The sequence below is a fragment of the Stenotrophomonas sp. Steno-Z1 genome, assembly GCF_056393175.1.
Genome location: NZ_JBWJPB010000001.1, coordinates 934,845 through 958,836, shown reverse-complemented (window position 1 = coordinate 958,836; position 23,992 = coordinate 934,845). Strand labels below are relative to the sequence as shown.

The following is a 23,992-nucleotide window of genomic DNA, read 5'->3' as shown; positions in this document are numbered from 1 at the left end:
TCCCTTGTCCTCGTTGCTCCCTGCCCGGCGACACAGCGCCGCCCGGCTCCCCGGGAATCTACCGCATCAGCGCCGCCGTGCGTGCAGCGCCCGGGCCACGGCGGCCTCGGCCAGGGGCGCCATGCGCGCATAGCCAGCCGCGGTGGGATGCACGCCGTCGGCGGCCAATGCCGCATCCAGGCCGCCATCGCCGTTGGCCAGCGCGTCGTAGTAGTCCAGGTACACCAGGCCCTGCGCATCGGCGTACTGCCGCAGCGCCGCGTTGAGCGCGCGCACCTTCGGTGCCGGCTGCACGCCCGGCTGCCAGGGGTAGTCACTGACCGGCAGCACCGAGGCCAGTACCACCGCGATGCCATGCGCCTTGGCCAGTTCCACCATCGACCGCAGGTTGTCTTCGATCATCGCCTGCGTGCTCGGGCCGGTATTGCCCGCGATGTCATTGGTGCCGGCCAGGATCACCACCACCGCGGGTTGCAGCGCCACCACGTCCTGGCGGAACCGCAGCAGCATCTGCGCGGTGGTCTGGCCGCTGATACCGCGGTTCACGTATCCCTTGCCCGGGAAGAACGACGCACTGCCGGTGCGGCCCCAACCTTCGGTGATGGAGTCGCCGAAAAACACTACGCGTGGCTGGCCTGGCGCGGCGGCGGGCAGCGCGGCATTCTCGGCGCGGTAGCGCTGCAATTGGGGCCAGTCGAGCAGGCGCTGCTGCATGCCGTCCACCTGCGCGGGAGTCAGCTCCTGCACCGGCGTGCGCAACAGCGGGTTGACCGCCGGGCCGTCGGCGTATGCGGCGGGGATCAGCAGCGACAGCGTCGCGACGGCGACCAGGGCATGCGGCAATGAAGGCATCCGGGACACTCCGACGGGGATCACCACCAGCCTAGCATGGGGTCGTGGTGCCCTTGCCGGGCAGCAGGGCGCGCCACAGGGTCCAGGATCGCCACCAGCGTCGGAACGGCCGTCTGGCGCGCCGACGTAACCCCGCATCGCCGCTGCAGAGGCGCTGTTCGACCGCGGCCAGCACGCGCTCGGCCGCCCGCGCGTCGGTTGCGGGGTGGATCTGCATCGCATACGCGCGCCGCGCCTGTGCCGCTGCCCCGGGCATTGCCAATGCCGCGTCGATCGCTGCATCGATCTCGTCCGGCGAGCGCACGTCGTGCATGCACGGCTGTGGTTGGCGGTGGCAGACGGTCACCACCGGCTTGTCGAGCAGGATGAACTCTTCCACCACCGAGGAGGTGTCGCAGACCAGCACGTCGGCGGCCTGCATCATGGCCACCACGTGCTCGGCCTCCAGATAGCACGCATTCGGGCCGGCCAGCGCGCGGTAGCGCTCGCGCACCGCGGGGGGCGACATCGGGTGCAGGGTCAGCAGCCAATACCGGTCGCCGCGCGCGATGAGCGCCTCCAGCACCGGCAGGCATCGGCTCGCCTGGCTCAGGGGCGCATTGAACGTGGAGGCGTACATCACCCGCGGCCGCCCGCCTGCCGCCGCAAGCAGTGCCTGCACCTGCGTGCCGGGCGCAGCGAACAGCGCATCCAGTTTCGGCCACCCTGTCTCGACCACCCCGAAGTCCCGGCGCTGGGCCGCCAACTGCCGCAGTGGTGCGGTGGTGGCCGGTCCGTGCGAGCAGTACAGGTCGAACAGACCCAGCATGCGGAACTGGCCCTGCGCCGGGTCGCGCTTGTGCAGGTTCAATCCGTGGAACAGCTGCACCTGCAGGCCGGGGAAGAACGGCGGGATCCGGTTCACGGTGGCAAACACCGCGTGCGGCTTGAACGCGCGCAACTGCCTGCCACTGCCAATCCGCTGCTCGCCCGGTTGCAGGCGCGCGGCCACCGCGTCCGGTGCCAGCCACAGCACCTGGTGACCGCGTGCCTGCGCGCACGCCGCCAACGGGCGCAGGATCGGCAGCGCGTACGCCTCCGAGGCGAGCATCACCCAGCGCCGGGGCGCGTGCGGCGGCGGGACGGCAGTGGGCATCAACGTGGCCGCCATGCGCAGGTCAGGAAAGGACGCTGGCAGCGGTTGGCAGCGCTGTGTCCGCCAGGGCATCGGTGGGCAGGCGTGGCGGTTCGTAGAGCACCGCACCCAGGCGTTCACGGAACGCGGCGTCGCGTTCCAGGAAGCGGGCGCGGGCCGCCTGCCCCAGCGCACTGCATTGCCCCTCGCTCAACTGCAGCACGCGCGCCACGCCGGCTTCGATCGCCGCGGCATCCACGCGATGGCGCTGGGTCAGCCCCATCGGCGCCCCCGGCGTGCAGGCGAGCAACACGCCACAGTCGGCGTCGACCAGCTCGTTCATCGGTGCCGCGTCGGTGGTCAGCACCACCGCGCCGACGCTCATCGCCTCGGCGATCGAATGCCCATAGCCTTCCGCCTCGGACGGGCAGATGTGGAAGCGGTGCGCATTCTGCAGGCTGCGCAGGACGGCATCGTCGAGATACCCGGGATGCAGCACGATGTTGGATGCGACCGCTGCGGCGCGGGCATGCCGGTGGCGCTGCACGACCGTCAATGGCGGCCACTCCGGGTGGCGTGCCCAGGTGTCCAGCAGCACCGCCGTGCCCTTGGCCGTGCTGCGCCCGGCGAGGTGGAAGAACGCGGGCACGCGCGGCACCGCGGGATCGAAGCGGTCCGCACAGGTGAAGCCCGTATACAGCGTCGCGCAGCCCAGCTGTGCGAACAGGGTTTCGGCATGCCGGGTCTTGCACAGCACCCGTTCGAACCGCGGCAGCAAGGCAACCCAGTCGGGCGCGAACCACTCCGGGTTGGGGATCAGCAGGTTGCGCGCGGCGCATCCCAGGGTGGGTGCATAGATGCGCTCCAGCGATACCTGCACGTCGAAGCGGCCGCGCACCCGGCAGGCGGCGCGCGTCCACCACTGGTACACGTGGTTACGCCAGCGATGGCGCCCCAGGCCCACTGCGGCAACCTGGTGACCGGCCCGCAGCACGTCGGCCACGATCGCCAGATCGCGGCTCAATCCAGCGCCGTTGTCGCGGGTGATGACACGCAGCTTGGCCACATCCTTGCCCTCGATCGCCGCGGCACCGCCGGCATGGTCGGCGCGGGTCGTCGTTTCCCTGCCGCATCATCGGCTGACGCGCCGGCCCGATGCAAGCGTCAGCGTACGGCCGCCTGGCCACGCCACGGCAGTATCGGCGCACGCACCTGCAGTGCCTGTTCGATGCGACGCACGCACCCGGGCTTCGGGCTCACCAGGCACCACTGCACGCTGTTGCGCAGCAACGGCAGGTCGGCGTGGTGGTCGGTATAGGCCATCGCCCACGGTGGCGGGTAGCCGCGCGCGGTCAGCAGCGGGATCTTGTTGGGGCCCAGGCAATGCTGGTCGCTCACCCAGCCGCCCAGCCACGGGCGCAACGTGGAGGCCACCAGCGGCACCTCGGCCAGGCCACCGCGCGCCAGCAGCGCGCGTGCCAATGGCTCCCAGCAGCCGGTCGCGATGACCACGCGGTCGCCGTTGGCCAGGTGAGTGCGCAGGCACGCCACCGCGTCCTCGATGAACACCGCCTCGCCCGCCGCGAACACCGCGTCCGCATGCGCCTGCGCCAACCGGTCCAGTTGCGTCCCGCTGCGGCCGAAGGTCGCCATCCATACCGCGAACCGCACCGGCAGCCGTCGGGTGCGACGCAGCGCCAGCAGCGGCAACAGCACCGGCGCGGCCAGCACGACCACCGCCATCCGCCACGGTTGTGCCCGCAAGGCCGCCTTGAAGAAGCGCGCCGCTGTTTCCCAGCGGGTCAGGGTCAGATCGAAATCGAATACCACCACGTCGGCGTGCAGCATCGGCGGCCCTCCTGGTTGCCGACCGGCATTCTTGCATGGGTGCCAGGGAATCCAGCAAGCCCCGCCGACCGCCGCGGATGTGCCGCGGGCGTGTCCGACGTGGCAGACTTCGGCGCAGTTTCTTCTCCGCGACAAGGACCGTCATGATCGTTCCCGAGTACTGGGCAGAGGCCCGGCATGAAGTGCGGTACAACCGCAGGCGGCTGATCGTGCGCCGCTTCGGCTGGTCCGACGACAGCGTCGCCGCCGCGCAGGCCCATGCCGACGCGCGCGCGCTGGAGGCGCTGCATGCCATCGCCGCCGGGCAGCCGCTACCGCACCAGGAACGCCGCACCAAGTACGGCGTGGAAGGCGTCCCGATCCGCGAGCAGATCGTCGAGCGCCAGGGCGACGTCGTCATCACCCGCAACAGCTACGGCGCGCTGTGCCTGAACACCCCGGACGTGCTCTTCGCCGACATCGACCACCGCCCGGGCCCGGCCGGCTGCGTCATTCCCACGCTGCTGGCCTGCGTGCTCTGGGCCGGGGTCGCGATCGCGGCCGGCAACGTCTGGAACTGGATGGCCGGCCTGGCCCTCGGCAGCGCAGTGCTGGTGGCGGTGAATGCGGTGGTGCTGGCCTTCAAGCGCGCCAACCACCGCGACGCGCAGCTGGAGGCGCGCGCGCTGGCCCGGGTGGAGGACTTCACCCGGCAGCATCCAGGCTGGCACCTGCGCGCCTACCGCACGCCGGCCGGGCTGCGCCTGCTGGCGATGCACGCCACCTTCTCCGCGCACGACCCTGCCGTGCAGGGCCTGTTCGATGCCCTGCAGACCGACAAACTCTATGCCCGCATGTGCCGGGTGCAGCATTGCTTCCGCGCGCGGCTCACGCCCAAACCATGGCGCATCGGCATGCGCCGGCGCATCCGTCCGCCAGTGGCGGCGTGGTCGGCCGAGCAGGCGTTCCTGCCCGGTCGCCTGCAATGGATCGCCGACTACGAACACAAGGCGCAGGGTCATGCGGCCTGCCTGTTCCTGCGCGCCTTCGGCGACGAGCGCCGGGTGGATGCCAAGGCCGAAGCGGTACGCGCCCTGCACGACCGCATCGCCCGCGCCTACGAGCCGTTGCCGCTGGGCTGATGCCGGCGGCCGCGCTCAGAACCCGTCCAGCGTGCGCAGCAGCGAGCCGAAGGTGAGATAGAACGCATCGTGCCCACCCTGGGCACGTCCATAACCCAGGAACACCGGGCCCAGGAAGGTGTCGGCGCCGACGAAGACGCTGCCGGCGGTCTGCATGCCGTCGATGTCCACCTGGTTGCGGCTGCGCCAGAAACCGCCCCATTCCAGGCTGCCGCCGACATACAGCGGGATGGTCAGCAGCGAGTCGGCGTGGGCCACCCGGCGGTAATACACCACCCGCGCCAGTGCGGTCTGTGGCGCGAAAATCGCCTCTTCCGGATAGCCGGAAAGGTTGCCCAGCCCGCCGAGGAAACCATAGGTAGCCAGCAGATCGTCGCCTCCGTGCGCCGACGACGCGCGCACGCCGCCCAGCCAGCGGTTGCGGCCGTGCGACCACGCTCCGTCCCATTGCAGCCGGGTAACGGCCGCCGAATCATCGGTGCCCAGGCTGTCCAGGTAGTGCTGGCGGGTCAGCGACAGGCGCTGGCCGCGGCTGGGAAAGGCGGAACTGTCGATGGAATCGTGACGCACCTGCCAGCCAACGCTGCCCATGTCGGCGCGGTAGTTGCCCAATTCGGTGGGATTGCCCACATCCAGGCGCAGGCGCTCCTGCCCACGCTCAAGGAAGGTGGCGAACTCCCAGTCCGGGTGCGGCGAATACGCCCAGCGCAGGCCCCCAGCCACTGGCTGTAACGAAACTCGGCCAGCGCCCCGCCCCCCATCAAGGCCAGGTCGAGGTCGGTGGCGCGGTACTTGGCATAGGTCGACAGCGCATGCCGGCCACTGCGGCCGAAGGGGCGGTAATACTCGGCGAATGCCTCCTCCACCTCGCCCAGCCCGACCCGCAGCTTGAGCTCGGCGCCCTGCTCGCTCAAGCCGGTACGGGTCAGCTCGCTGATCAGCTGTTAGTTGCTGCTGCCGTCGAAATCATCGGACAGGCGCAATGCGAAGTGCAGGAAATCCGGCCCCCAGCGCTTGTCCTGTGGCGCCAGCACCAGGCCCTGGCGCCCCTCGCGCTCGTCCAGCCGCCACTGCACCTGCTCATAGCGGCCCTCACCATAGGCGGTGGCCACCTGCTGCTCCACCTTCTCCGGCGCCAACGGCTGGCCGATCTGCGGCTGCATGCGCTGCTGGAGATACCGCGCCGTGCGGGTGTCGCCCTGCAGCACCTCCACGAAGGCCACAATCGGTGCCGCGTAGGCCGGCGGCCGGTGGCGATGCTGGAAGGCGGCATAGCGTTCCGCGTCCACCTGGTAGCGACGGACATCCACCACGCTGGCCTGCGCGGCCTGCTCGCCAATGCCCACAGCCTGTGGCGAGCGGTTGAAATCCTGGCTGCCCATGTCGCCCAGCGGCGGCGTGATCAGCAGGTCCTGCGGCCCCAGCGTGGCCAACTGCGCCAGCACCTCGCGCTGCATCAACACGCTGGCCATCTGGTGGCTGATCGCCAGGGGCGAGTCCAGTTGCGCCTCGGTCATCAGTGGCGTGCCCACCCGCGAAACGATCAGGCGCTGGGCACCCAGGCGTCGCGCTTCGTCGATGGGCACGTTGTCCACCACGCCGCCATCGACCAACAGGCGATCCTGGTAGCGCACCGGTGCGAACACGCCCGGCACCGACATGCTGGCGCGGATCGCCAGCGCCAGGTCGCCCTCGGCAAACACCACTTTGTCGCCGTTGACGATATCGGTGGCAACTGCGCGGAAGGGGATCGGCAACCGGTCGAAATCGCGGACCTGCCAGGTGGGCAGCAGCAGCCGGCGCAGCAGCATCTCCAGCTTCTGGCCCTGGATCAGCCCGCGCGGAAACGCGATCCTGCCATTGCTCAGGCCCACCTCCACGCCGCCCAGCAGGCGCAGGTCATCCTCCTTGCGGCGCATGCTGCGCTCGTTGCGCGGCGGCTTGTCGTGCAGCACCTCGGCCCAGTCGATCCGATCGAGCACCAGCTCGATCTCGTCGGCGCTGTAGCCGGAGGCGTACAGCCCGCCCACCACCGCGCCCATCGAGGTGCCGACGATGCAGTCGATCGGCACGTGCTCGCGCTCCAGCACCTTGAGCACGCCGATATGTGCCGCGCCACGCGCACCGCCACCACCGAGGACCAGGCAGGTGCGCGGGCGCGCGCCGGGTTCTGGCATTGGCTGGGAAGCCGCATCTGCCTGCTGCGCCCCGCCCCATGCCGGCGCGCACAGTAGCGCGCCGAGGGCCAGCAGCCGGCGCAAGCGTGCCCGCATTCGTCGTGCGATTCGATCCATCCGCCCTCTCCCTCCGGTGCACCCCAGCACCGTTTTTCCAGCAGCACTCTGCCTGCCACGCGCGGCGGCGTCCAGACGAATGAAAATCGGCCGCCCATTGCGGGGCGGCCGATCGGGTGCAGCGGGACCGTCGACCCACGCGCTACGTCAGCGGGCGTTCTTCACGTAGGTGTCGAACCAGTTGAGCATTTCGTAGACCAGTTGCTCGTTGGATTCCAGCGCGGTGTACCAATGCGGCTCATTGGGCAGCATCACCAGGCGGGTGGTGCCGCCGTTGCCACGGATCGCCTGGTACAGCTTGCGCGACTGGAACGGCTCGGTGCCCGGGTTGGCGTCATCCTCGCCGTGGACCAGCAGCAGCGGCAGCTTGATCTTGTCGGCGTAGAAGAACGGCGAGGCCTTCAGGTACACGTCCTGTGCCTGCCACACCGAGCGACGCTCGTTCTGGAAGCCGAACGGGGTGAAGGTCTTGTTGTACGACCCGCTGGTAGCCACGCCGGCCTTGAACAGGGTGGTGTGCGCGATCAGGTTGGCGGTCATCAGGCCACCGTGGCTGTGCCCGGTCACGCCGATCCGGTTGCGGTCCACCACGCCCAGGTCCACCGCCTTGTCCACCGCCGCCTTGGCGTCGGCTTCCAGCTGTTCCAAGTAGGTGTCGTAGGCGTTCTTCGGATCGCCCACGATCGGGAACGAGGCGTTGTCGATGATCGCGTAGCCGGCCAGCAGCATCAGCCGGTACGGCGCCAGGCGGGTGAAGGTCTGCTGCGACCCGGAGACCTGCCCGGCCTGCGCGGCGTTGGCGAAATCGGCCGGATAGGCGTACAGGATTGCCGGCACGCGCTGGCCTTCCTTGTAGCCCGGCGGGGTGTACAGGGTGAAGGACAGGTCCACCCCATCGGCGCGCTTGTAGGTCACCAGCCGCTTCTGGATCTGGCGCACTTCCGGGGTCGGGTCGGTGAGTCGGGTCAGCGCGGTGGCGGTGGAGGCGTACTGCGCCTCACCGTCCTTCGCCGCCGTTGCGCGCTCGCCCTGCTGGCGCACGAAGGCGTTCGGCGGGTCCATCACCGACTGGTGCCAGGTCAGGTAGCGGCCGGGCGTGGCGGTCAGGCCCAGCACCTGCTCATACGCATCGGCACCGCTGCGGAACAGGCGCTCGGTCTTCAGCGAGCCCAGGTCCAGGCGGTCCAGGAACGGGCGATCACCTTGCGGCGAGGCACCCTGCCCGCGCAGGAACACGAACGCGCCGTCCTGGCGCACCACCGGGGCCCCGTTGGGCAGGCGCTTGAACACCAGGTTGCCCGGGTCGGCGTACTGCTCGTCGCTGGACAGGTCCCACAGCAGGCGGCCTTCCTTGTTCGGCTGGTCCACATCGACGATGCGGGTCTGGCGCCAATGCCGGTTCTCGTCGTTCTCGAACAGGAACGACACCGCCGGATCGGCGCTCCAGGCGATGCCTTCGAAGCGCTGTGCGGTACGGGCGATTTCCTGCGGTTTGCCGGTGAACGGTGCCTTCAGCGACAGCACGCGGTCGCGATGCGGCACCGTTACCTTCCAGTCGCCCTTGTCCAGCGCTTCGGCGTAGACCAGCGTGGCCGGGTCGGTGGAGCGCCAGTCGAACTCGCGCGGGCCTTCCGGCACGCCATGCACCGGCACGCGGTCGGACAACGGCAGGCTGGCGATCGGCGTACTGCGGCCGGTGCCCAGGTCGAGCACCGCCACGTCATTGGCGAACCGCTGGTACGTCACCGCATGCGAGAACGGTGCCTTCAAGGTTTCCGTCAGCACGTGCACGCCATCGGGCGCGGCGTTGACCCCGTCGTACAGGGCCGGCGCACCGACCGTGCGCACGCTGCCGGCGGCGACATCCACCACCGCCAGCTGCGAGGCGCCGTAATAGGCGAACAGCTGCTCATCGTGCGCGCTGGTAAGCGTATCGCGTGCCTCGTAGGTGCTGCTCTCGCCGCTGCTGCCCAGCGACTCCTGCACGTCCGGGCCGCCCGCGCCGGTGCCACTGGACGGTGCCGGGCCCTGGTTGGGGGGCACCAGCTTCACCAGCAGCTGCTGGCCACCGCCCAGCCACTGCACCGTGCCGCCGAAGATCGGGTTGAGCTGTACGTTGGGAATCTGCTTGACCTGCCCGGTCACCGCATCGCCCACCCACAGCTGCACCGCGGTATCCACCGCGTTCTGGAACGCGAAGCGCTGGCCGTCCGCGGACCATTGCGCCGCACCCGCGCAGCCCTGCGGCAGCACCACCTTGGTGTGCTTGGCGGTGCCCACATCCACCAGGGTGAAATCGGCCACGCAGGCCGGGATCCCATAGCCACCCTGGGTATCGTGGCGGCTGCGGTTCTTCGGCTCCAGGCGCACGCCGGCCAGCTTGAGGTACGGCTGGGCGACGCGCTCGATCGACGGATAGGTCCGCGCGGTGGTCAGCAGCAGGCGCTGGCCGCTGGGGTCCAGGCTGGGCACGGGCGGCGGCGGTGCCTTGAGCACCTTGAGCAGGTGCTCCGGCGGTTTGTCATAGCCGGCGAAGGCCGGCGCGGCGGCCAGCAGGCCGAGGGTGGCAACGGCGACGGCCGCGGCCAGCGAGGTACGACGGATGAGCATTCCTGTCCCCTGTGTGGTGGTGGTTACCCGCGAACGGGCATCCGCCGAATCTAGCACCACCGGCGCACTCGGGGATGGGCCGGAAGTGCTAGCCGCCCGACGCCGCAAAGGCAGCCCCTCGACGGCGTCGGGTCCCCCTGCCCCGTTACTGCCGCGCGTGCAGGTCCCAGGTCACCACATAGTCCGGATCGACCACCGTGGCCCCCGTGGAAAGCATCCGGTACTCGCCCGGCTCGGCGGCCACGTAGTTGTCCAGCATCGGCGGCAGATAACGCTCGTGCCCGTCGACATCGTCGGCCAGCACCACGCCTTCGTCGAAACTGATCCGCAGCACCCTGCCAGCATATTGCTGCAGTCCCTGCACCTGGCCATCGCCGCCGTAGCGGGTGACACCGACCAGTACCACCTTGCCGATCATCTGCTCGGCCTTGGGGCCATCCAAGGGCGGCATTGCGTGAGTCGCTGTGTCGTTCATGCGTGCACCTCCGCGATGTTCACGGACATCCTAGACCAGTTGCGCGCGCTATTGCGCACGTGCGTTTCGGCTTAACCTGCGCTTCACCTGGCCGGCCCTACGGTCAGCGTTCATCACGCAAGGATCGCTCATGTTGGGGTACGTGTTTTCGCGGCCTTGGACGGTTGCCCTCTGTGTATCCGCCTTCTGTGCCTGTGCGAGTACAGCGGCGTCTTCGCCCGCTGATCACACGCGAACGCATCCGGCACCGCTTTCTGCTCAAGATGCACCGTCAGGCGCTTTCACTCCCGAGCAGTGGGTGACGCGCCTGCTGAACCTGATCAGGACGACGAAATCGATCAGCGCGATGACGACCGTGCAGCTTTCGACAGCCATGAAGCAAACCGGCAAGACCATTCGGCTCGGGAACATCCGGCTTCAGCGCTAGCCTCACTTCACAGGGGGGCTTTGCCCTGGTACTGAGAAATGCGGGCGAGTCACGGGCGCGGCTGGATGTCGAGTTCCTGGATGGCAGTGCACGCAGAGACACGTCAGCGACACCGATCTGCAGTAACGACGTTGACTACGTCGCCTCCGAACTGGAGGCCGCCGGCTTCAAGCGAGAGACCGTCCACGGAGAGCATGGACGAGTAATACACGAGCGGCCTCACCGACCTGGCCTCTCAGTTGAGATGGATTCCATCCGTGAACCGAACGCCGCATGATCCGAAAGATTGCCCCGTTCCTGCGTACTCGCGCTTAGGATGCAGTGACGCACTGCTCGGGGACCCGCTACTCCAGCGATCGCGGGCTGGCGGCAAACGTGTGCAAGGTGTCGCCCTGGAACATGAACGCCAGTTGCAGGGTCACCGGGTGCGTGGCGGTACCGCCTTTGGCCTGCGGATCGTCCACCAGGCACTCGGTGAGGTGCGAGGCAACAGCGGTCTTCTCGCACTGAAGCACCAGGTGGTGGGTGGCCGCGAATGCGTCCACCGCCGCACGGGATTGCCCCCGCAGCGCGGCATCGTCCACCTGCTCCTGCCAGTAAGCCTCGCGCGCTCTCACGTTGGTGCCACCGGCCACTTCGTCGAACTGACCGGTTGCCCACAGCATCAGCGCACCGATGACCGTCAGCGCCAGATACGCATATCCCTTCCCCATCGTCTCGCCCCGCGCCTGTGTGGCCGGCAAGATGGCATGCCCGCCACCGCTTGCCAATCCGCCCGAAGCGGAGACCGTCAGGCCGCTACGGCTGGGGGGGCCGTCATTGCCTGGCGCGATCGAAATGTGCCGTTCGCAGCACCGGCTGGCCGTCCCGGAAATAGGCCTCGGTTTCGGTCAGGACCTTGCCGTCGGCGCTCACGGTGTACACGCGGGTGGAGCGCGGAATGTTCTGGTAGATGAACTGCACCACCAATACCCCGGGCGCCGGCATTTTTGCCGCTACGCGGTCCACCGGATAGGTGCCGGTGGCCGGGGCGGGCGTGCCATCCAGCAGCATCGTGGAGGCAGCGTCCAGCCGATTGCCGCTGTGCTCGACGATGGCGACCCGGGAGGACCATTTGCCGCCGGGCACTTCCGCGAACTCCAGAGTGACGCTCTGCGGTCGCGCCTCCGCAGGCATCGGCAACGTTGCCACATCCAGCGTCCAGCGCCCTGCCAGCGGTGAAACCGTCGGGGGCGCGGCAAATGTCGAGGAGGCCTGCAGCAGCAACAGGGCGAGCGATGCGGCAATGACGTTCTTCATACGACCTCCACTGCGAACCGGGTTGACCCCTGCCTTCTAGACCCCACTCGTGGGCCGGTCAAGACGCAGCGCACGATGCCCACCCACCCGCCAAGGCGGCCCAGCGTCCGCCAGCGGCCGCCAGCGGCATGCGTCGTGCGTGCCGTCAGCCAGCACGCGCGCGCGGCGTCACCACGCCCTTGAAATCGATTGGAATGGCAAACCCCTCCAGTTTCATCCACGGGGCGGGCTCGGCCTGGACCCGGATGTCAAAGTCACGGGTGATCAACGCACAGAACAGCACCAGCTGCGCGTGCCCGACCGCACTGCCGATACACGCGCGCGAGGAAAACCCGAAGGGCACGTAAGCACCCTTGTTGGGCTGCCGGCGCGATGGCAGCCAGCGGTCCGGATCGAACACGTCGGGCTGATCCCAGAATTCGGGGGAATGATGCTGGTAGTACGAGGACAGCTCGTAGGCTGCGCCCTTCCTGATGGACACGCCTTCGGCCTCGATGTCGTGCCAGGCGGGGCGCCGCAGCGCGAACAGCCCCGGCCACACCCGGATCGTCTCCTTGATGAAACGCGACGTACACGGCAGCTCGCGCATCGGCAGCGTGTACAGCGACTCGAGGCTGAGTGCGCTGGTCTCGGCACGGATTCGTTGCTGCCACTCGGGGAAGCGGTGCAGTGCATACAGCAGGCTCGCGGCGGTGATCCCGGGCAGCCCGGACATACCGGCCAGCACGGTCGAAATGAGGTAGGCCACGCGATCCACGCCGATACGGCCGACCAGGGGCAGCAGCGACTGCAGGAAATCGTCATGCACGTCGGTATCGCGCACGCGCCGTTTGATATGGCGCACCACCGTGCGCGCCGCCTTGCGCGACAGGTGGAGATTCAGCAGGCGGCGGAAGAAGCCGAAATCCTGCAGCACGATGCCACTGTAGCGGGTCTTCTGCTCGCCGATCAGCGCATCGGTATCGCGCGCATCCATGCCATCGATCAGCAAGGGCAGCAGCGGCTCGGAAATCGCCCACCAGCTGAGCTCGCTCAGGTCCTGGACCGCACCGCAGCGCCGGGACAGGAAGGCGTGCATGCGCAGATACAGCGCACGCATCTGCTCGGGTGCAGCCAGGCGACCGCCCTGCTCGCTGAGCAGCGCGCGCACCTCGCGCCACGCCACCGGCGGCGCGGATCCACGCAGCCCGAGATAATCGATCAGCGAATCGGGCACCGTGTGCTGGTCGGTGTTCGCCTTGTCGACTTTCACCGCCAGGGCCGGGTCGAAAATACCCACCACATCATTCTGGAAATTGAGCACCGGGCCTTCCTGGCGGACCCGTTCCAGCAGATCATCGATCGAAATGACTTCCGTGCCTGCGCTGCGATCCGCCATATGCCCTCCGAAGCCAGGGGTGGCCATCGACCACCCCTGGAGGTTCATGAAAACACGCGAAAACCGCTGCGCTTAGAAGATGATCCAGTAGATGTACTTCGAACGGATGCTCTGGGTCGGACTGTGCGAACGCAGATTGAGGGAAACCTGCAAGGCGCGAACAAGATTAGCCATGGTATGACTCCTTAGTTTCGTCGTGGTCCCAACATCGAATACCAGGCAAGGCTTGCCTGGCGCCCTCTTGTAACACGCAAAACCCGGGGCGATCGATATTTCACCCGATTAACACGAAGCACATCGGAATCGCCCAAATTTCACTGACGAGCACTCATATTCAACGAGAAACTCATCACATTTCGACGCCCTTTCAGGCGACGGCGCAGACCTCAGAACACCGACTCGCGCCGAGCGCGTCCAACCGGCCGCGCGCCGCTGGCGGCAACGCGAGGTCGTCCATGGAGCGGCTCCGGGAAGCCCATCACGCATGCCCGACCGCCACGGCTCGGCTCGGCTCGGCTCGGCTCGGCGAGTACACAACCACGGCATGCCCCCGCCAGCGACCCGCATCATGCGCACCACGGCGTCTTCCCGTGCTTCGGCCATGGATGCCACACGCTAGAATGCCCCCATGCGAACCGTGCACGCCCTGCGCTACATCACCCCCCTCCGCGAAGGCGGCTCCCTGCCCGCCGTGGTCGAGACCGACGACGATGGCATGGTCGTGCTCAAGTTCCGTGGGGCCGGGCAAGGCCCCAAGGCGCTGATCGCCGAGCTGATCGCCGGGGAAATGGCGCGCAGCGTGGGGCTGCCGATCCCGGAGATCGTGTTCGTGGAACTGGACCGTGAGTTCGCCCGCACCGAGCCAGACCCGGAGATCCAGGACCTGATCCGTGCCAGCGAGGGGCTCAACCTGGGCAGCGACTACCTGCCCGGGGCGATCAACTACGACCCGGCGGCGATGCCGGTGGACGCCGACCTGGCCTCGCGGATCGTGTGGTTCGATGCGCTCACCAGCAACGTGGACCGCACCGCGCGCAACCCCAACCTGATGGTGTGGCACCGCACGCTGTACCTGATCGACCACGGCGCGGCGATGTACTTCCACCACGACTGGGCCAACGCCGGGGATGCCTGCGAGAAGCCCTTCGTGCTGATCCGCGACCATGTGCTGCTGCCGTTCGCCACGAAGATCGCCGAGGCCGATGCCGCGCTGGCGGCCCTGCTCACCGATGCCGAGATCGAACGCATCGTCGGTCTGGTGCCGGACAGCTGGCTGGTGGATGAGCCGTATTTCGACAGCCCGGCGGCGTATCGCCAGGCCTATGTGACCTATCTCAAGCGCCGCCTGCAGGTGCGTGCCGTCTTCGTCCAGGAGGCCGTCCGTGCCCACGCTGCACACGTATGACTACGCGGTGATCCGCGTGGTGCCCCGCGTCGAACGCGAGGAGTTCATCAACGTCGGGGTGATCGTGTCGTGTCCCGGGGCCAGGCACCTGGAAGCGGCCATCGACATCGATCCGGCGCGCCTGCATGCCTTCGCGCCGGCGCTGGACCTGGACGCGCTGCAGCCGTGGCTGGATGCGATCGTGGCGATCTGCCGCGGCGATGCCGACGCGGGCCCGATCGCGCAGCTGCCGGCACGTGCCCGCTTCCACTTCCTCACCGCCAAGCGCAGTTCGGTGGTGCAGATGTCCAGCACGCACGTGGGCCGGACCGTCGAGCCTGCAGGCGTGGTGGAGCATCTGCTCAACCGCATGGTGCGGGTCCCGCGCTGACGCCTGCGGTGGGGCCTACTTCGGGGCCGGCCCATCCCAACGACTGGTGATCTGGCTGCGGATCGGCGTACGCGCCGCATTGCGCGCGGTCGGCTCGAAACGCATGGCCTTGATCGCGCTGACCGCCCAGCCGGTGTGCGCGCCCGCGGGCGTGGCGTCGATCACCTGCACGTTGGTGGTACGACCGCGCGCGGTGATCGTGTAGGCCAGGGTGACTTCGTCGGCGAACGCAACGCGCTCGGGGTCGGCCATCGTCCTGGGCGTGAACGTACCCGGCGCCGGCGTCCAGTAAGTGAGCCCTTCGGCGGGCGTCAGTTCCAGGGGCGCCCCCTCGGCAGCGAGGGCGGCGGGACTGAGGGCCAGGACAAGCGCCACCACGGTGGTGCGCAACAGGGACAGGTGCATGGTCTTCCTTGTGTGCCAGTGAACCGAAGGCCCAAGAGTACCTGCAACCTGCGCCCCGGTCCTAGGGACTGCGCCTCACCACGCCCACGCGGATCTCGAAACCGGGAATCCGCGCCCACTGCTCGCGCGGATAACGCACGGTCTCCACCCCCATGCCGATGTCGTAGCCCACTGCATCGGGGCCCGCACGCCATGCATACGGCGCACCGCTGCTCCAGCCGCAGCAGACATAGGTCAACATGGGCATGCCGAAGGTCTGGTGCAGGTAGGCCTCCACCGCGACCGCGGACGCCCCGCTCACCCGGTAGCGCGCGGTCATCGGTTGCAGGTAGGAGGCGTCGTCCTGCTCGCAGCCCAGGTACTCGATGGTGGCCGGTTTGCGGCCCAGGGCCAGCAGGAAGTCCTGGCACTGGGTATCGGGCCGCGCCAGCCCGTCGCCGCGGCCATGCGCCTCCCACTCCGCCAGCGCCGCGTCCGCGTCCTGGGTGCCGGCGGCGGCGTGGCCGGTCAGCGCGAGCACGCCGCACAACGAGAGCGATACCAGGTGCGCGGCGCGGGTCGTGCTCATGGGTGCTGGTGAGATGCGGGAGGTGGGCGCATCGTAATCGATGCGCCCAACCGACGCCGCTTACTTCGGCAACGCGTAGGCAATCACGTAATCGCCCGCGGGGGTTTCCATGAAGTGATGTCCGCCGGCCATGATCACCACGTACTGGCGCCCGCCGAACGCGTAGATCATCGGGTTGGCCTGGCCGCCGGCCGGCAGCTTGGCGTGCCACAGCTCCTTGCCGGTCTTCAGGTCGATCGCGCGCAGCAGGTCATCAGTAGCCGCGGCGATGAAGATCAGGCCGCTGGCGGTGACCACCGAGCCGCCGTTGTTGGGCGTGCCGATCTCGATCGGCAGGCCGGAGCGGATGCCGAACGGGCCATTGCCGCGCGCACTGCCGAACGGGCGGTCCCACAGCGTCTTGCCGGTGCGCAGGTCGACCGCGCGGATGCCACCGTACGGCGGCTGCTTGCACAGCAGCTTGGTGAACGGCAGGCGCCAGCCGGCGTTGACGTCGATCGCATACGGCGTGCCCACCTGCGGGTCGCCCGCGCCTTCGGCACCGCCCTTGTCGGCGCGCACCTCCTCGCGCGGCACCCATCCCAGCTTGTCGGCCTTGGCGCGCGGCACCAGCAGGTTGTAGTTGGGCATGTCGTTGTAGTTGGCCACGATCACGCCACGCCGCGGATCCACCGACACGCTGCCCCAGTCCGAGCCGCCGTTGTAGCCGGGATACTCGATGGAATGGCGGTCGGCGGTGGGCGGGGTGTAGAACCCTTCGTAGCTGGCCTTGCGGAACTGGATGCGGCAGACCAACTGGTCGATCGGGGTGATGCCCCACATGTCGCGCTCGGTGAGGTCCGGCTTGCGCAGCGTGTGGTACAGCGAGAACAGCTGGGTGGGCGAGCGCTGCCCGGGCTCCACGCCACCGGCGGGCACCTTGCGCTCCTCGGCCGGTGTCAGCAGCTGGCCGGTGCGGCGGTCGAGCACATACATGTCGCCCTGCTTGGTCGGCAGCAGGATCGCCGGCACCTTGCCGGCGGCGGTGGGGTAATCGACCAGCGTGGCCTGCGAACCCATGTCGTAGTCCCACACGTCCTTGCGCACCGCCTGGAAATGCCAGGCCGGCTTGCCGGTGTTGACGTCGATGGCGACCAGCGAGGTGGCGTACTTGTTCTGGTTCTCGGTGCGCGAGCCACTCCAGTAGTCGCCGGCCGAATTGCCCATCGGCAGGTAGACCAGGCCAAGCTGGTCATCGCCGGTGGCGGTGGTCCACATGTTGGGGGTACCCCGGGTGTAGGTCCTGCCCTGCGCCGGCAGGCCGGTCAGTTCCGGCTGGTCCATGTCCCAGGCCCAGCGCAGCTTGCCGGTCACCGCGTCATAGGCCTGGATCACCCCGGACGGCGCATCGCGACGCTGGCCGTCGAGCACCTGGTGGCCGGTGACGACCACGCCCTGCACGATCGCCGGCGGCGAGGTGATGGACACATAGCCGGCCGGGCTGTCGCCCATGCCCAGGGTGATGTCGACCTGCCCGTTGTTGCCGAAGCCGGCGCACGGCTTGCCGGTGGCGGCATCCACCGCGATCAGGCGGCCATCCAGGGTGCCTTCGATGATGCGCGCCGCGCAGGCACTGCGCGGCAGCTGGGTCAGCACCGGCACGCCCGGCGCGGCATTGGCCAGGTCGGCGGCAACGTCCGCATCGGCGGCCTGCTGCGCGATGGCCGGCACTTCGTAGTACGACACGCCACGGCAGGCCGCCGTGTACGGAATCGACTTGTCCTTGATCTTCGGGTCGAAGCGCCAGCGCTCGGTGCCGTCGGCGGCATTGAGCGCCACCAACTGGTTGCGCGCGGTGCACAGGTACAGCGTGTCGCCCACCTTGAGCGGCGTGGTCTCCGCGCCCCAGCGCTTCTCGGGCAGGTCGCCGGTGCGGAACAGCCAGGCCTGTTCGAGCGTGCCGACGTTGTCCGGGGTGATCTGCTGCAGTGGCGAGAAACGGGTGGCGGCGTTGTTGCGCCCGTAGGCGGCCCAATCGCCGTCGGCCGGCTTGTCGGCCGGCTGCAACGGCGCATCGGCGGTGGGCGCGAGCCCGGCACTGGTCATCGGCTCGGGGAAGTCACCATTGGCCGCGGTGATGCCGTGCGGCACGAAGGCCAGCACGAACGCCGCCACGAACACCGCCGCCAGCACGCCGGCCAGGCTGCGCGAGAGCCGCCGGGTGAACGGCCGGTCCAGCGTGGGCAGCAGCAACGCGAGCACGAAGCCGATGCCGACGATCAGTCCAAGCCGCGGCACCCAACGCCAGTAGTCGCTGCCCGACTCCCACGCGGTCCACAGCAGCGTGCCCACGAACACCGCGCCGAACCACAGCGCTCCGGCACGCCGGTTGCCCCACAGCAGCACGCCGGACACGAGCAGCCCGATACCGGCGAGCAGGTAGTACCAGGAGCCACCGAGGGTGGCCAGCCACGCGCCCAGCCCGCCCAGCACCAGGCCGAGCAGCACCAGCACGAGCGACAAGACGGTAACCAGGCCGTGGCGCGGGCGTCGCACGGCGGATGAGGAATCGGGGGGGACGGCGTGGGGTGAGGCGGACATCGTGCGCTCCTGGCGGCACAGCCGGAGCGGCTCCGACTGCAGGGGGAAGGCCATCGCGGACGCAAACGTCCGCTGGTTCGGGTGCCGTTATCCCACCGTGCCCGTGAAGTGCATGCGTTCTTTCGCCCGGCCGCCACGATCGGCAAGGTGCGTCGCGGCCGCACCCGGCGCGGAAACGACAACGCCGGCACGAGGCCGGCGTTGTCGTGGTACCGCAAGGCGCTGCGATCAGCCCTGCGGGGTCTCGTCACCGGCGACCGGTGCGATCTCGACGCTGCCTTCGACAGGCGGCACCGCATCCACCGCCAGTTCTTCGTCTTCGATCGAGGCATCCATGCGCTCGACGGCCTGGAGCTTCTCGTCCTTGGACAGGCGGATCAGGGTGACGCCCTGGGTGTTACGACCCACGCGGCTGATTTCCGAACCGCGGGTGCGCACCAGCGTGCCGCCATCGGAGATCAACAGCACTTCGTCGGCCGCGCCCATCAGCACCGCGCTCACCAGCTTGCCGTTGCGCTCGGTGGTCTGGATGCCGATCACGCCCTGCGTGCCACGGCCCTTGCGCGGGTAGTCCGGCAGCGGGGTGCGCTTGCCGTAGCCGTTCTCGGTGGCGGTCAGGATGTACAGCATGTTGTCGTCGTCACCGACCTCGATCACGGCGTCGCCGTTTTCGATCGCGATTTCTTCGACGTTGCCGTCATCCTCGTTCTCGTCCTCGTTGCCGCCGGCACTCTCGGCCACGATCAGGCTGACCACTTCCTCGCCCTTGGCCATCTTGATGCCGCGCACGCCGGTGGCGGTGCGGCCCATCGAGCGGACCTTGTCCTCGCCGAAGCGCACGGTCTTGCCGTTGGAGGCGAACAGCAGGATGTCGCGGTCGCCATCGGTCAGGCCGACGCCGACCAGCGCATCGCCCTCGTCGAGGTTGATCGCGATCTTGCCGCGCGCCAGGCGGAAGGCGAACTCGCTGAGCGGGGTCTTCTTGACCGTGCCGTTGCGGGTGGCGAAGAACACGAACTGGCGTTCGGCGTACTCGCGCACCGGCAACACCGCCTGCACCCGCTCACCGGGTTCCAGCGGAATCCAGTTGATGATGGGGCGGCCACGGGCGTTGGAACCGGCTTCGGGCAACTGGTGCACCGGCAGCCAGAACACCTTGCCGGCGCTGGTGAAGGTCAGCAGCGTGTCGTGGGTGTTGACCAGCCACAACTGCTCGATGAAATCCTCTTCCTTGGTCGACGCGGCGCTGCGGCCACGACCGCCGCGGCGCTGTGCGCGGTAGGCGCTGACCGGCTGGCGCTTGACGTAACCGGCGTGCGACAGGGTGACCACCACGTCTTCCGGGGCGATCAGGTCGAGGATGTCCAGGTCTTCTTCGCTGTGGCGGATCTCGGTGCGGCGCTCGTCGCCGAACTCGGTGCGCACGTTGATCAGCTCTTCGCGGATCACCTGCAGCAGGCGGTCCGGATCTTCCAGGATGTGGATCAGCCCGGCGATGGTTTCCAGCAGCTGCTTGTACTCTTCGGTCAGGCGGTCCTGCTCCAGCCCGGTCAGGCGGTGCAGGCGCATTTCCAGGATCTGGGTGGCCTGGATCTCGGTCAGCTGGTAGCCGCCGGTGATCAGGCCCACGCCCTTGGGCAGGTCTTCCGGGCGCGAGGTTTCCGCGCCCGCAGCGCCCAGCATCGACCCGACCAGGCCCGGCTCCCACAGGCGCGCGAGCATGCGTTCGCGGGCCTCGGTGGGGTTGGGCGAGGTCTTGATCAGCTCGATCATCTCGTCGATGTTGGCCAGCGCGACGGTCAGGCCTTCCAGCACGTGCGCACGGGCGCGCGCCTTGCGCAGCTCGAACACGGTGCGACGGGTGACCACTTCGCGGCGGTGGCGCACGAAGGCCTCGAGCATCTGCTTGAGGTTCATCAACTGCGGGCGGCCATCGACCAGCGCCACCATGTTGATGCCGAACACCGACTCCATCTGGGTCTGCTGGTAGAGGTTGTTCAACACAACTTCCGCCGACTCGCCGCGCTTGATCTCGATGAAGATGCGCATGCCGTCCTTGTCGGACTCATCGCGCAGTTCGCTGATGCCTTCGAGCTTCTTTTCCTTGACCAGCTCGGCGATCTTCTCGATCAACCGGGCCTTGTTCACCTGGTACGGGATCTCGGTGACGATGATCGACTCGCGGCCGTTGTCGGCCACTTCGATCTCCGCCTTGGCGCGGATGCGCACCCGGCCACGCCCGGTCCGGTAGCCGGCGACGATGCCGGCGGTACCGTTGATGATGCCCGCGGTCGGGAAGTCCGGGCCCGGGATGTACTCCATCAGGCCGTCGACGTCGATCTCGGGATTGTCGATCAGCGCGATGCAGGCGTTGATCGATTCGGTCAGGTTGTGCGGCGGGATATTGGTGGCCATGCCCACCGCGATGCCGGCCGAACCATTGACCAGCAGGTTCGGGAACCGGGTCGGCATGACCGTCGGCTCCAGTTCCTTTTCGTCGTAGTTGGGCTGGAAATCGACGGTTTCCTTGTCCAGGTCGGCCATCAGCTCATGGGTGAGCTTGGACATGCGCGCTTCGGTGTAACGCATTGCCGCGGCGGAGTCGCCGTCGACCGAACCGAAGTTACCCTGGCCATCGACCAGCATGTAGCGCAGCGAGAACGGCTGCGCCAGGCGCACCAGGGTGTCGTACACCGACTGATCGCCATGCGGGTGGTACTTACCGATGACGTCACCGACGATACGCGCCGACTTGAAGTAAGGCTTGTTGGCGTGCGCGTTGAGTTCACTCATCGCAAACAGCACGCGACGATGCACCGGCTTGAGGCCATCGCGCGCATCCGGGAGTGCGCGGCCCACGATCACGCTCATCGCGTAATCGAGGTAACTCTTGCGCATCTCGTCTTCCAGGTTGACCTGGATGATTTCCTTGGCGGTTTCTGCCATTCGGGTTCCGTTGTCTGGGTGCGGTCCAGTCCGCCGCGCCAGCCCTTTCGGGGCGGCCGCGTCGGAATCTCGATTAACCGTTGGAGTCTACCACAACGGGCCGTTTTCCGCCTGCTTTTACAGGGGTTTTACCGGCAAGAATCAGGAACTTACGGGGCGTTGCGCGCCCGCCTGCCGGCGACCGGCCGGCACTGCCCGGGCGCTGGCCGCAGCGGCAGCCGGTCCGCGCAGCCAAAGGGGTGCGGGGCGCCGCCGCAGCCGGCCTTCGCGCGCGGCGCTGGCCGGTGGCCGCTTCCCGTTACACCGCCCGCCATTCGCGCCGGGGTCCGCGCCCCGGCCAAGCTCCCGCTCAGCCGAAGGCGGCCTGCATGTTGGCCACCGTCGGGTTCAGGATGACCCCACGCTCGGTCACGATCGCATCGATCAGGCTGCCCGGGGTGACGTCGAACACCGGGTTCCAGGCGGCGATGCCCTCGGCCACGGTGCGCGTGCCCCCTACCCCGTACAGCTCACCCGGATCGCGCTGCTCGATCTCGATCTGCTCGCCGTCGGCAGTGTCCATGTCCACCGTGGAGGACGGGGCCACCACCATGAACCTGACCCCGTGGTGGCGGGCGGCGATGGCCAGCTGGTAGGTGCCGATCTTGTTGGCGGTATCGCCATTGGCGCAGATGCGGTCCGCACCGACGATCACCCACTGCACCGCCCCGGTCTTCATCAGGTGCGAGGCGGCCGAGTCGGCGATCAGGGTGGCGTCGATGCCGTCCTGCTGCAGCTCCCACACGGTCAGGCGCGCACCCTGCAGCCACGGCCGGGTCTCGCCGGCGAAGACCTTGGCGATGCGGTGCTGGGCCATGCCGGCGCGGATCACGCCCAGCGCGGTACCGAACCCGGCAGTGGCCAGCGAGCCGGTGTTGCAGTGGGTCAACACGCCGCTGCCGGCCTCGATCAGGCCGGCGCCCAGCGCGCCCATGTGGCGGTTGGCGGCCAGGTCTTCGTCGGCGATGGCCTGGGCTTCATTGGCCAATACCTGCTGCCAGTCGGCGCCGGCCGCGGCCAGGGCGCGGCGCATCCGCGCCAGCGCCCACGCCAGGTTGACCGCGGTCGGGCGCGAGGCATTCAGCCGCTGCAACGCCGGCTCCAGCTTGGCCAGCGCCTGGGCACCGTCATCGGCCTGCACCGTACCGGCGGCCAGCACCACGCCCCAGGCGGCGGCAATGCCGATCGCCGGCGCGCCGCGCACGGTCAGCGCATGGATGGCCTCGGCCACGGCATCGCTGTCACGGCATTCCACGTGTTCCACCACGAACGGCAGCTTGCGCTGGTCGAGCAGTTGCAGGGAATCGCCGGTCCACAGGATCGGGCGGATATGGTCGTAGCGGGCGTAGTCGATGTCGGTGGATGCGTTCATCCGCCCATTGTAGCGGCGCGCGTGCGCGCCGCCATATCCGGGCTCAGTTGACCTGGAACTCGGCCCGGCAGCCGTTGTCCACCCACACCCCGCGCGCATCCCAGCCCCAGCCGCGGCCTTCCTCGCAGGCGCTGCCGGAGAGCTGCCTGGACAGGCGCACGCCCTTGCTGATGGTGGCCCCGCAGAAGCGGCGCTGGCGCGACTTGGATTCGCAGACCAGCGTGCGCGGCATGTCCAGGAAGCCGGTGCCGTCGGCGGCGCCGATCTCGAAATCACCCTGGCAGCCACGCGTCACCCACACTTCATTGCGGCGCACGCCCCAGCTATGGCCTTCGCGGCACGGCATCGAGGACAACTGCCGTAGCAGCCGCACGGGGGCGCCCTGCAGCACCACGGGGCAGTTCTGCGGGCGGCCGTTGGATTCGCAGCGCAGGACGCGGCGCACGTTGCGCGCCTGACCGGCACCGGCGGCAACGCGGCTGCGGAACTCGCCGCGACAGCCCAGCGTCACCCATACCCCGGAACGGTCGGTCCCCCATTCGGTGCCACGCACGCAGCTGTTGCCGGACAACTGGCGGACCAGGTCGACGCCATTGGCCACCGGCATGTCGCAGTGCACCCACTCCATGTCACGCGATTCGCAGCGCACCACCTGGCCGGCATAGCCGGTCTCGGCCGCGCTTGCGTGCAGCGGCAACGCCGTACTGCACAGCACCAGCGTCCACCACGTCCACGTCCAACGCGGCGCGTTCCACGACGGCAGGTCGGCTACATCCAACAGCTTCATCAACACAGTCCCCGCCGCACCAGAACGATCACATGACCACCTTCGGACATCCGGTGTGATCAGAGCATCATCATGCAGGGCGCGCAAGACACCCGTGCGTCG

21 protein-coding genes are annotated in these 23,992 nt (G+C 68.5%); 4 read left to right on the top strand and 17 right to left on the bottom strand.

The window, feature by feature from the left end:
- Nucleotides 1-66 precede the first annotated feature (66 nt).
- From AC06FD_RS04125 to AC06FD_RS04110, 4 genes are all read right to left on the bottom strand, one after another.
- Nucleotides 67-852, bottom strand: a complete 786-nt coding sequence (locus AC06FD_RS04125; protein ID WP_478077032.1) for an SGNH/GDSL hydrolase family protein — start codon at nt 850-852, stop codon at nt 67-69.
- 31 nt (nt 853-883) lie between these two features.
- Nucleotides 884-1,987 (bottom strand): CDP-glycerol glycerophosphotransferase family protein, encoded by a 1,104-nt coding sequence (locus AC06FD_RS04120; RefSeq protein ID WP_478077031.1) that lies wholly within the window; start codon nt 1,985-1,987, stop codon nt 884-886.
- Between the two features lie 22 nt (nt 1,988-2,009).
- Nucleotides 2,010-3,032: a glycosyltransferase gene (locus AC06FD_RS04115; protein WP_478077030.1), complete on the bottom strand. Its 1,023-nt coding sequence runs from the start codon at nt 3,030-3,032 to the stop codon at nt 2,010-2,012.
- 98 nt (nt 3,033-3,130) lie between these two features.
- Nucleotides 3,131-3,814: an HAD family hydrolase gene (locus AC06FD_RS04110; RefSeq protein WP_478077029.1), complete on the bottom strand. Its 684-nt coding sequence runs from the start codon at nt 3,812-3,814 to the stop codon at nt 3,131-3,133.
- Between the two features lie 143 nt (nt 3,815-3,957).
- Between AC06FD_RS04110 and AC06FD_RS04105 the strand changes: the two genes are divergently transcribed.
- Nucleotides 3,958-4,935 (top strand): hypothetical protein, encoded by a 978-nt coding sequence (locus AC06FD_RS04105; RefSeq protein WP_449335334.1) that lies wholly within the window; start codon nt 3,958-3,960, stop codon nt 4,933-4,935.
- Between the two features lie 15 nt (nt 4,936-4,950).
- Here the strand turns inward: AC06FD_RS04105 and AC06FD_RS04100 are convergent, their stop codons facing one another.
- The 4 genes from AC06FD_RS04100 to AC06FD_RS04085 all read right to left on the bottom strand — a co-directional run bounded on the left by AC06FD_RS04100 (nt 4,951) and on the right by AC06FD_RS04085 (nt 10,290).
- Nucleotides 4,951-5,658 (bottom strand): hypothetical protein, encoded by a 708-nt coding sequence (locus AC06FD_RS04100; protein ID WP_478077028.1) that lies wholly within the window; start codon nt 5,656-5,658, stop codon nt 4,951-4,953.
- A gap of 221 nt (nt 5,659-5,879) precedes the next feature.
- Complete coding sequence (locus AC06FD_RS04095) at nt 5,880-7,112, bottom strand: patatin-like phospholipase family protein (RefSeq protein ID WP_478077027.1); 1,233 nt, start codon at nt 7,110-7,112, stop codon at nt 5,880-5,882.
- Between the two features lie 264 nt (nt 7,113-7,376).
- On the bottom strand, nt 7,377-9,839 hold the full coding sequence (locus tag AC06FD_RS04090) for a S9 family peptidase (RefSeq protein ID WP_478077026.1): 2,463 nt from the start codon (nt 9,837-9,839) through the stop codon (nt 7,377-7,379).
- Nucleotides 9,840-9,984: 145 nt separating this feature from the next.
- Nucleotides 9,985-10,290 (bottom strand): hypothetical protein, encoded by a 306-nt coding sequence (locus AC06FD_RS04085; RefSeq protein WP_394163602.1) that lies wholly within the window; start codon nt 10,288-10,290, stop codon nt 9,985-9,987.
- 322 nt (nt 10,291-10,612) lie between these two features.
- Between AC06FD_RS04085 and AC06FD_RS04080 the strand changes: the two genes are divergently transcribed.
- Nucleotides 10,613-10,741 carry a hypothetical protein gene (locus tag AC06FD_RS04080; protein WP_394163320.1) on the top strand — a complete coding sequence of 43 codons (129 nt, stop codon included), beginning with the start codon at nt 10,613-10,615 and terminating at the stop codon, nt 10,739-10,741.
- Between the two features lie 344 nt (nt 10,742-11,085).
- Here the strand turns inward: AC06FD_RS04080 and AC06FD_RS04075 are convergent, their stop codons facing one another.
- The 3 genes from AC06FD_RS04075 to AC06FD_RS04065 all read right to left on the bottom strand — a co-directional run bounded on the left by AC06FD_RS04075 (nt 11,086) and on the right by AC06FD_RS04065 (nt 13,418).
- On the bottom strand, nt 11,086-11,454 hold the full coding sequence (locus AC06FD_RS04075; RefSeq protein ID WP_478077025.1) for a hypothetical protein: 369 nt from the start codon (nt 11,452-11,454) through the stop codon (nt 11,086-11,088).
- 103 nt (nt 11,455-11,557) lie between these two features.
- Nucleotides 11,558-12,040: a LuxR family transcriptional regulator gene (locus AC06FD_RS04070; protein ID WP_259203170.1), complete on the bottom strand. Its 483-nt coding sequence runs from the start codon at nt 12,038-12,040 to the stop codon at nt 11,558-11,560.
- Between the two features lie 145 nt (nt 12,041-12,185).
- On the bottom strand, nt 12,186-13,418 hold the full coding sequence (locus AC06FD_RS04065; protein WP_478077024.1) for a cytochrome P450: 1,233 nt from the start codon (nt 13,416-13,418) through the stop codon (nt 12,186-12,188).
- A gap of 628 nt (nt 13,419-14,046) precedes the next feature.
- Here AC06FD_RS04065 and AC06FD_RS04060 point away from each other — a divergent pair.
- Both AC06FD_RS04060 and AC06FD_RS04055 read left to right on the top strand, forming a co-directional pair.
- Entirely contained in the window at nt 14,047-14,823 is a 777-nt protein-coding gene (locus tag AC06FD_RS04060) for a HipA family kinase (RefSeq protein ID WP_259203173.1), read from the top strand.
- Nucleotides 14,801-15,193: a DUF3037 domain-containing protein gene (locus AC06FD_RS04055; protein ID WP_478077023.1), complete on the top strand. Its 393-nt coding sequence runs from the start codon at nt 14,801-14,803 to the stop codon at nt 15,191-15,193. The genes AC06FD_RS04060 and AC06FD_RS04055 overlap by 23 nt, the downstream gene beginning before the upstream one ends.
- 15 nt (nt 15,194-15,208) lie before the next feature.
- Here AC06FD_RS04055 and AC06FD_RS04050 read toward each other — a convergent pair whose 3' ends face one another.
- The 6 genes from AC06FD_RS04050 to AC06FD_RS04025 form a co-directional block, all read right to left on the bottom strand.
- Nucleotides 15,209-15,598: an energy transducer TonB family protein gene (locus tag AC06FD_RS04050; protein ID WP_259203175.1), complete on the bottom strand. Its 390-nt coding sequence runs from the start codon at nt 15,596-15,598 to the stop codon at nt 15,209-15,211.
- 61 nt (nt 15,599-15,659) lie between these two features.
- Nucleotides 15,660-16,166, bottom strand: coding sequence for a DUF4952 domain-containing protein (locus tag AC06FD_RS04045; RefSeq protein WP_478077022.1), 507 nt, complete (start codon nt 16,164-16,166; stop codon nt 15,660-15,662).
- Between the two features lie 60 nt (nt 16,167-16,226).
- On the bottom strand, nt 16,227-18,746 hold the full coding sequence (locus AC06FD_RS04040; RefSeq protein ID WP_478077021.1) for a membrane-bound PQQ-dependent dehydrogenase, glucose/quinate/shikimate family: 2,520 nt from the start codon (nt 18,744-18,746) through the stop codon (nt 16,227-16,229).
- A gap of 228 nt (nt 18,747-18,974) precedes the next feature.
- Entirely contained in the window at nt 18,975-21,692 is a 2,718-nt protein-coding gene (gyrA, locus tag AC06FD_RS04035) for a DNA gyrase subunit A (protein ID WP_478077020.1), read from the bottom strand.
- Nucleotides 21,693-22,041: 349 nt separating this feature from the next.
- A complete protein-coding gene (gene mtnA, locus AC06FD_RS04030) occupies nt 22,042-23,103 on the bottom strand; it encodes an S-methyl-5-thioribose-1-phosphate isomerase (protein ID WP_478077019.1) in 1,062 nt (353 codons plus the stop codon).
- A 43-nt stretch (nt 23,104-23,146) separates the two neighbouring features.
- Nucleotides 23,147-23,890, bottom strand: coding sequence for a DUF3011 domain-containing protein (locus tag AC06FD_RS04025; protein ID WP_259203183.1), 744 nt, complete (start codon nt 23,888-23,890; stop codon nt 23,147-23,149).
- Nucleotides 23,891-23,992 lie beyond the last annotated feature (102 nt).

Excerpts from the sequence above, each read along its gene's own strand:
- AC06FD_RS04105 (WP_449335334.1), top strand. The coding sequence starts at position 3,958 with ATGATCGTTCCCGAGTACTGGGCAGAGGCCCGGCATGAAGTGCGGTAC.
- AC06FD_RS04110 (WP_478077029.1), bottom strand. The coding sequence starts at position 3,814 with ATGCTGCACGCCGACGTGGTGGTATTCGATTTCGATCTGACCCTGACC.
- AC06FD_RS04040 (WP_478077021.1), bottom strand. The coding sequence starts at position 18,746 with ATGTCCGCCTCACCCCACGCCGTCCCCCCCGATTCCTCATCCGCCGTG.
- AC06FD_RS04090 (WP_478077026.1), bottom strand. The coding sequence starts at position 9,839 with ATGCTCATCCGTCGTACCTCGCTGGCCGCGGCCGTCGCCGTTGCCACC.
- AC06FD_RS04045 (WP_478077022.1), bottom strand. The coding sequence starts at position 16,166 with ATGAGCACGACCCGCGCCGCGCACCTGGTATCGCTCTCGTTGTGCGGC.
- AC06FD_RS04065 (WP_478077024.1), bottom strand. The coding sequence starts at position 13,418 with ATGGCGGATCGCAGCGCAGGCACGGAAGTCATTTCGATCGATGATCTG.
- AC06FD_RS04120 (WP_478077031.1), bottom strand. The coding sequence starts at position 1,987 with ATGCCCACTGCCGTCCCGCCGCCGCACGCGCCCCGGCGCTGGGTGATG.
- AC06FD_RS04025 (WP_259203183.1), bottom strand. The coding sequence starts at position 23,890 with ATGAAGCTGTTGGATGTAGCCGACCTGCCGTCGTGGAACGCGCCGCGT.
- AC06FD_RS04050 (WP_259203175.1), bottom strand. The coding sequence starts at position 15,598 with ATGCACCTGTCCCTGTTGCGCACCACCGTGGTGGCGCTTGTCCTGGCC.
- AC06FD_RS04125 (WP_478077032.1), bottom strand. The coding sequence starts at position 852 with ATGCCTTCATTGCCGCATGCCCTGGTCGCCGTCGCGACGCTGTCGCTG.
- AC06FD_RS04060 (WP_259203173.1), top strand. The coding sequence starts at position 14,047 with ATGCGAACCGTGCACGCCCTGCGCTACATCACCCCCCTCCGCGAAGGC.
- AC06FD_RS04075 (WP_478077025.1), bottom strand. The coding sequence starts at position 11,454 with ATGGGGAAGGGATATGCGTATCTGGCGCTGACGGTCATCGGTGCGCTG.
- AC06FD_RS04070 (WP_259203170.1), bottom strand. The coding sequence starts at position 12,040 with ATGAAGAACGTCATTGCCGCATCGCTCGCCCTGTTGCTGCTGCAGGCC.
- AC06FD_RS04095 (WP_478077027.1), bottom strand. The coding sequence starts at position 7,112 with ATGCCAGAACCCGGCGCGCGCCCGCGCACCTGCCTGGTCCTCGGTGGT.
- gyrA (WP_478077020.1), bottom strand. The coding sequence starts at position 21,692 with ATGGCAGAAACCGCCAAGGAAATCATCCAGGTCAACCTGGAAGACGAG.
- AC06FD_RS04085 (WP_394163602.1), bottom strand. The coding sequence starts at position 10,290 with ATGCCGCCCTTGGATGGCCCCAAGGCCGAGCAGATGATCGGCAAGGTG.
- mtnA (WP_478077019.1), bottom strand. The coding sequence starts at position 23,103 with ATGAACGCATCCACCGACATCGACTACGCCCGCTACGACCATATCCGC.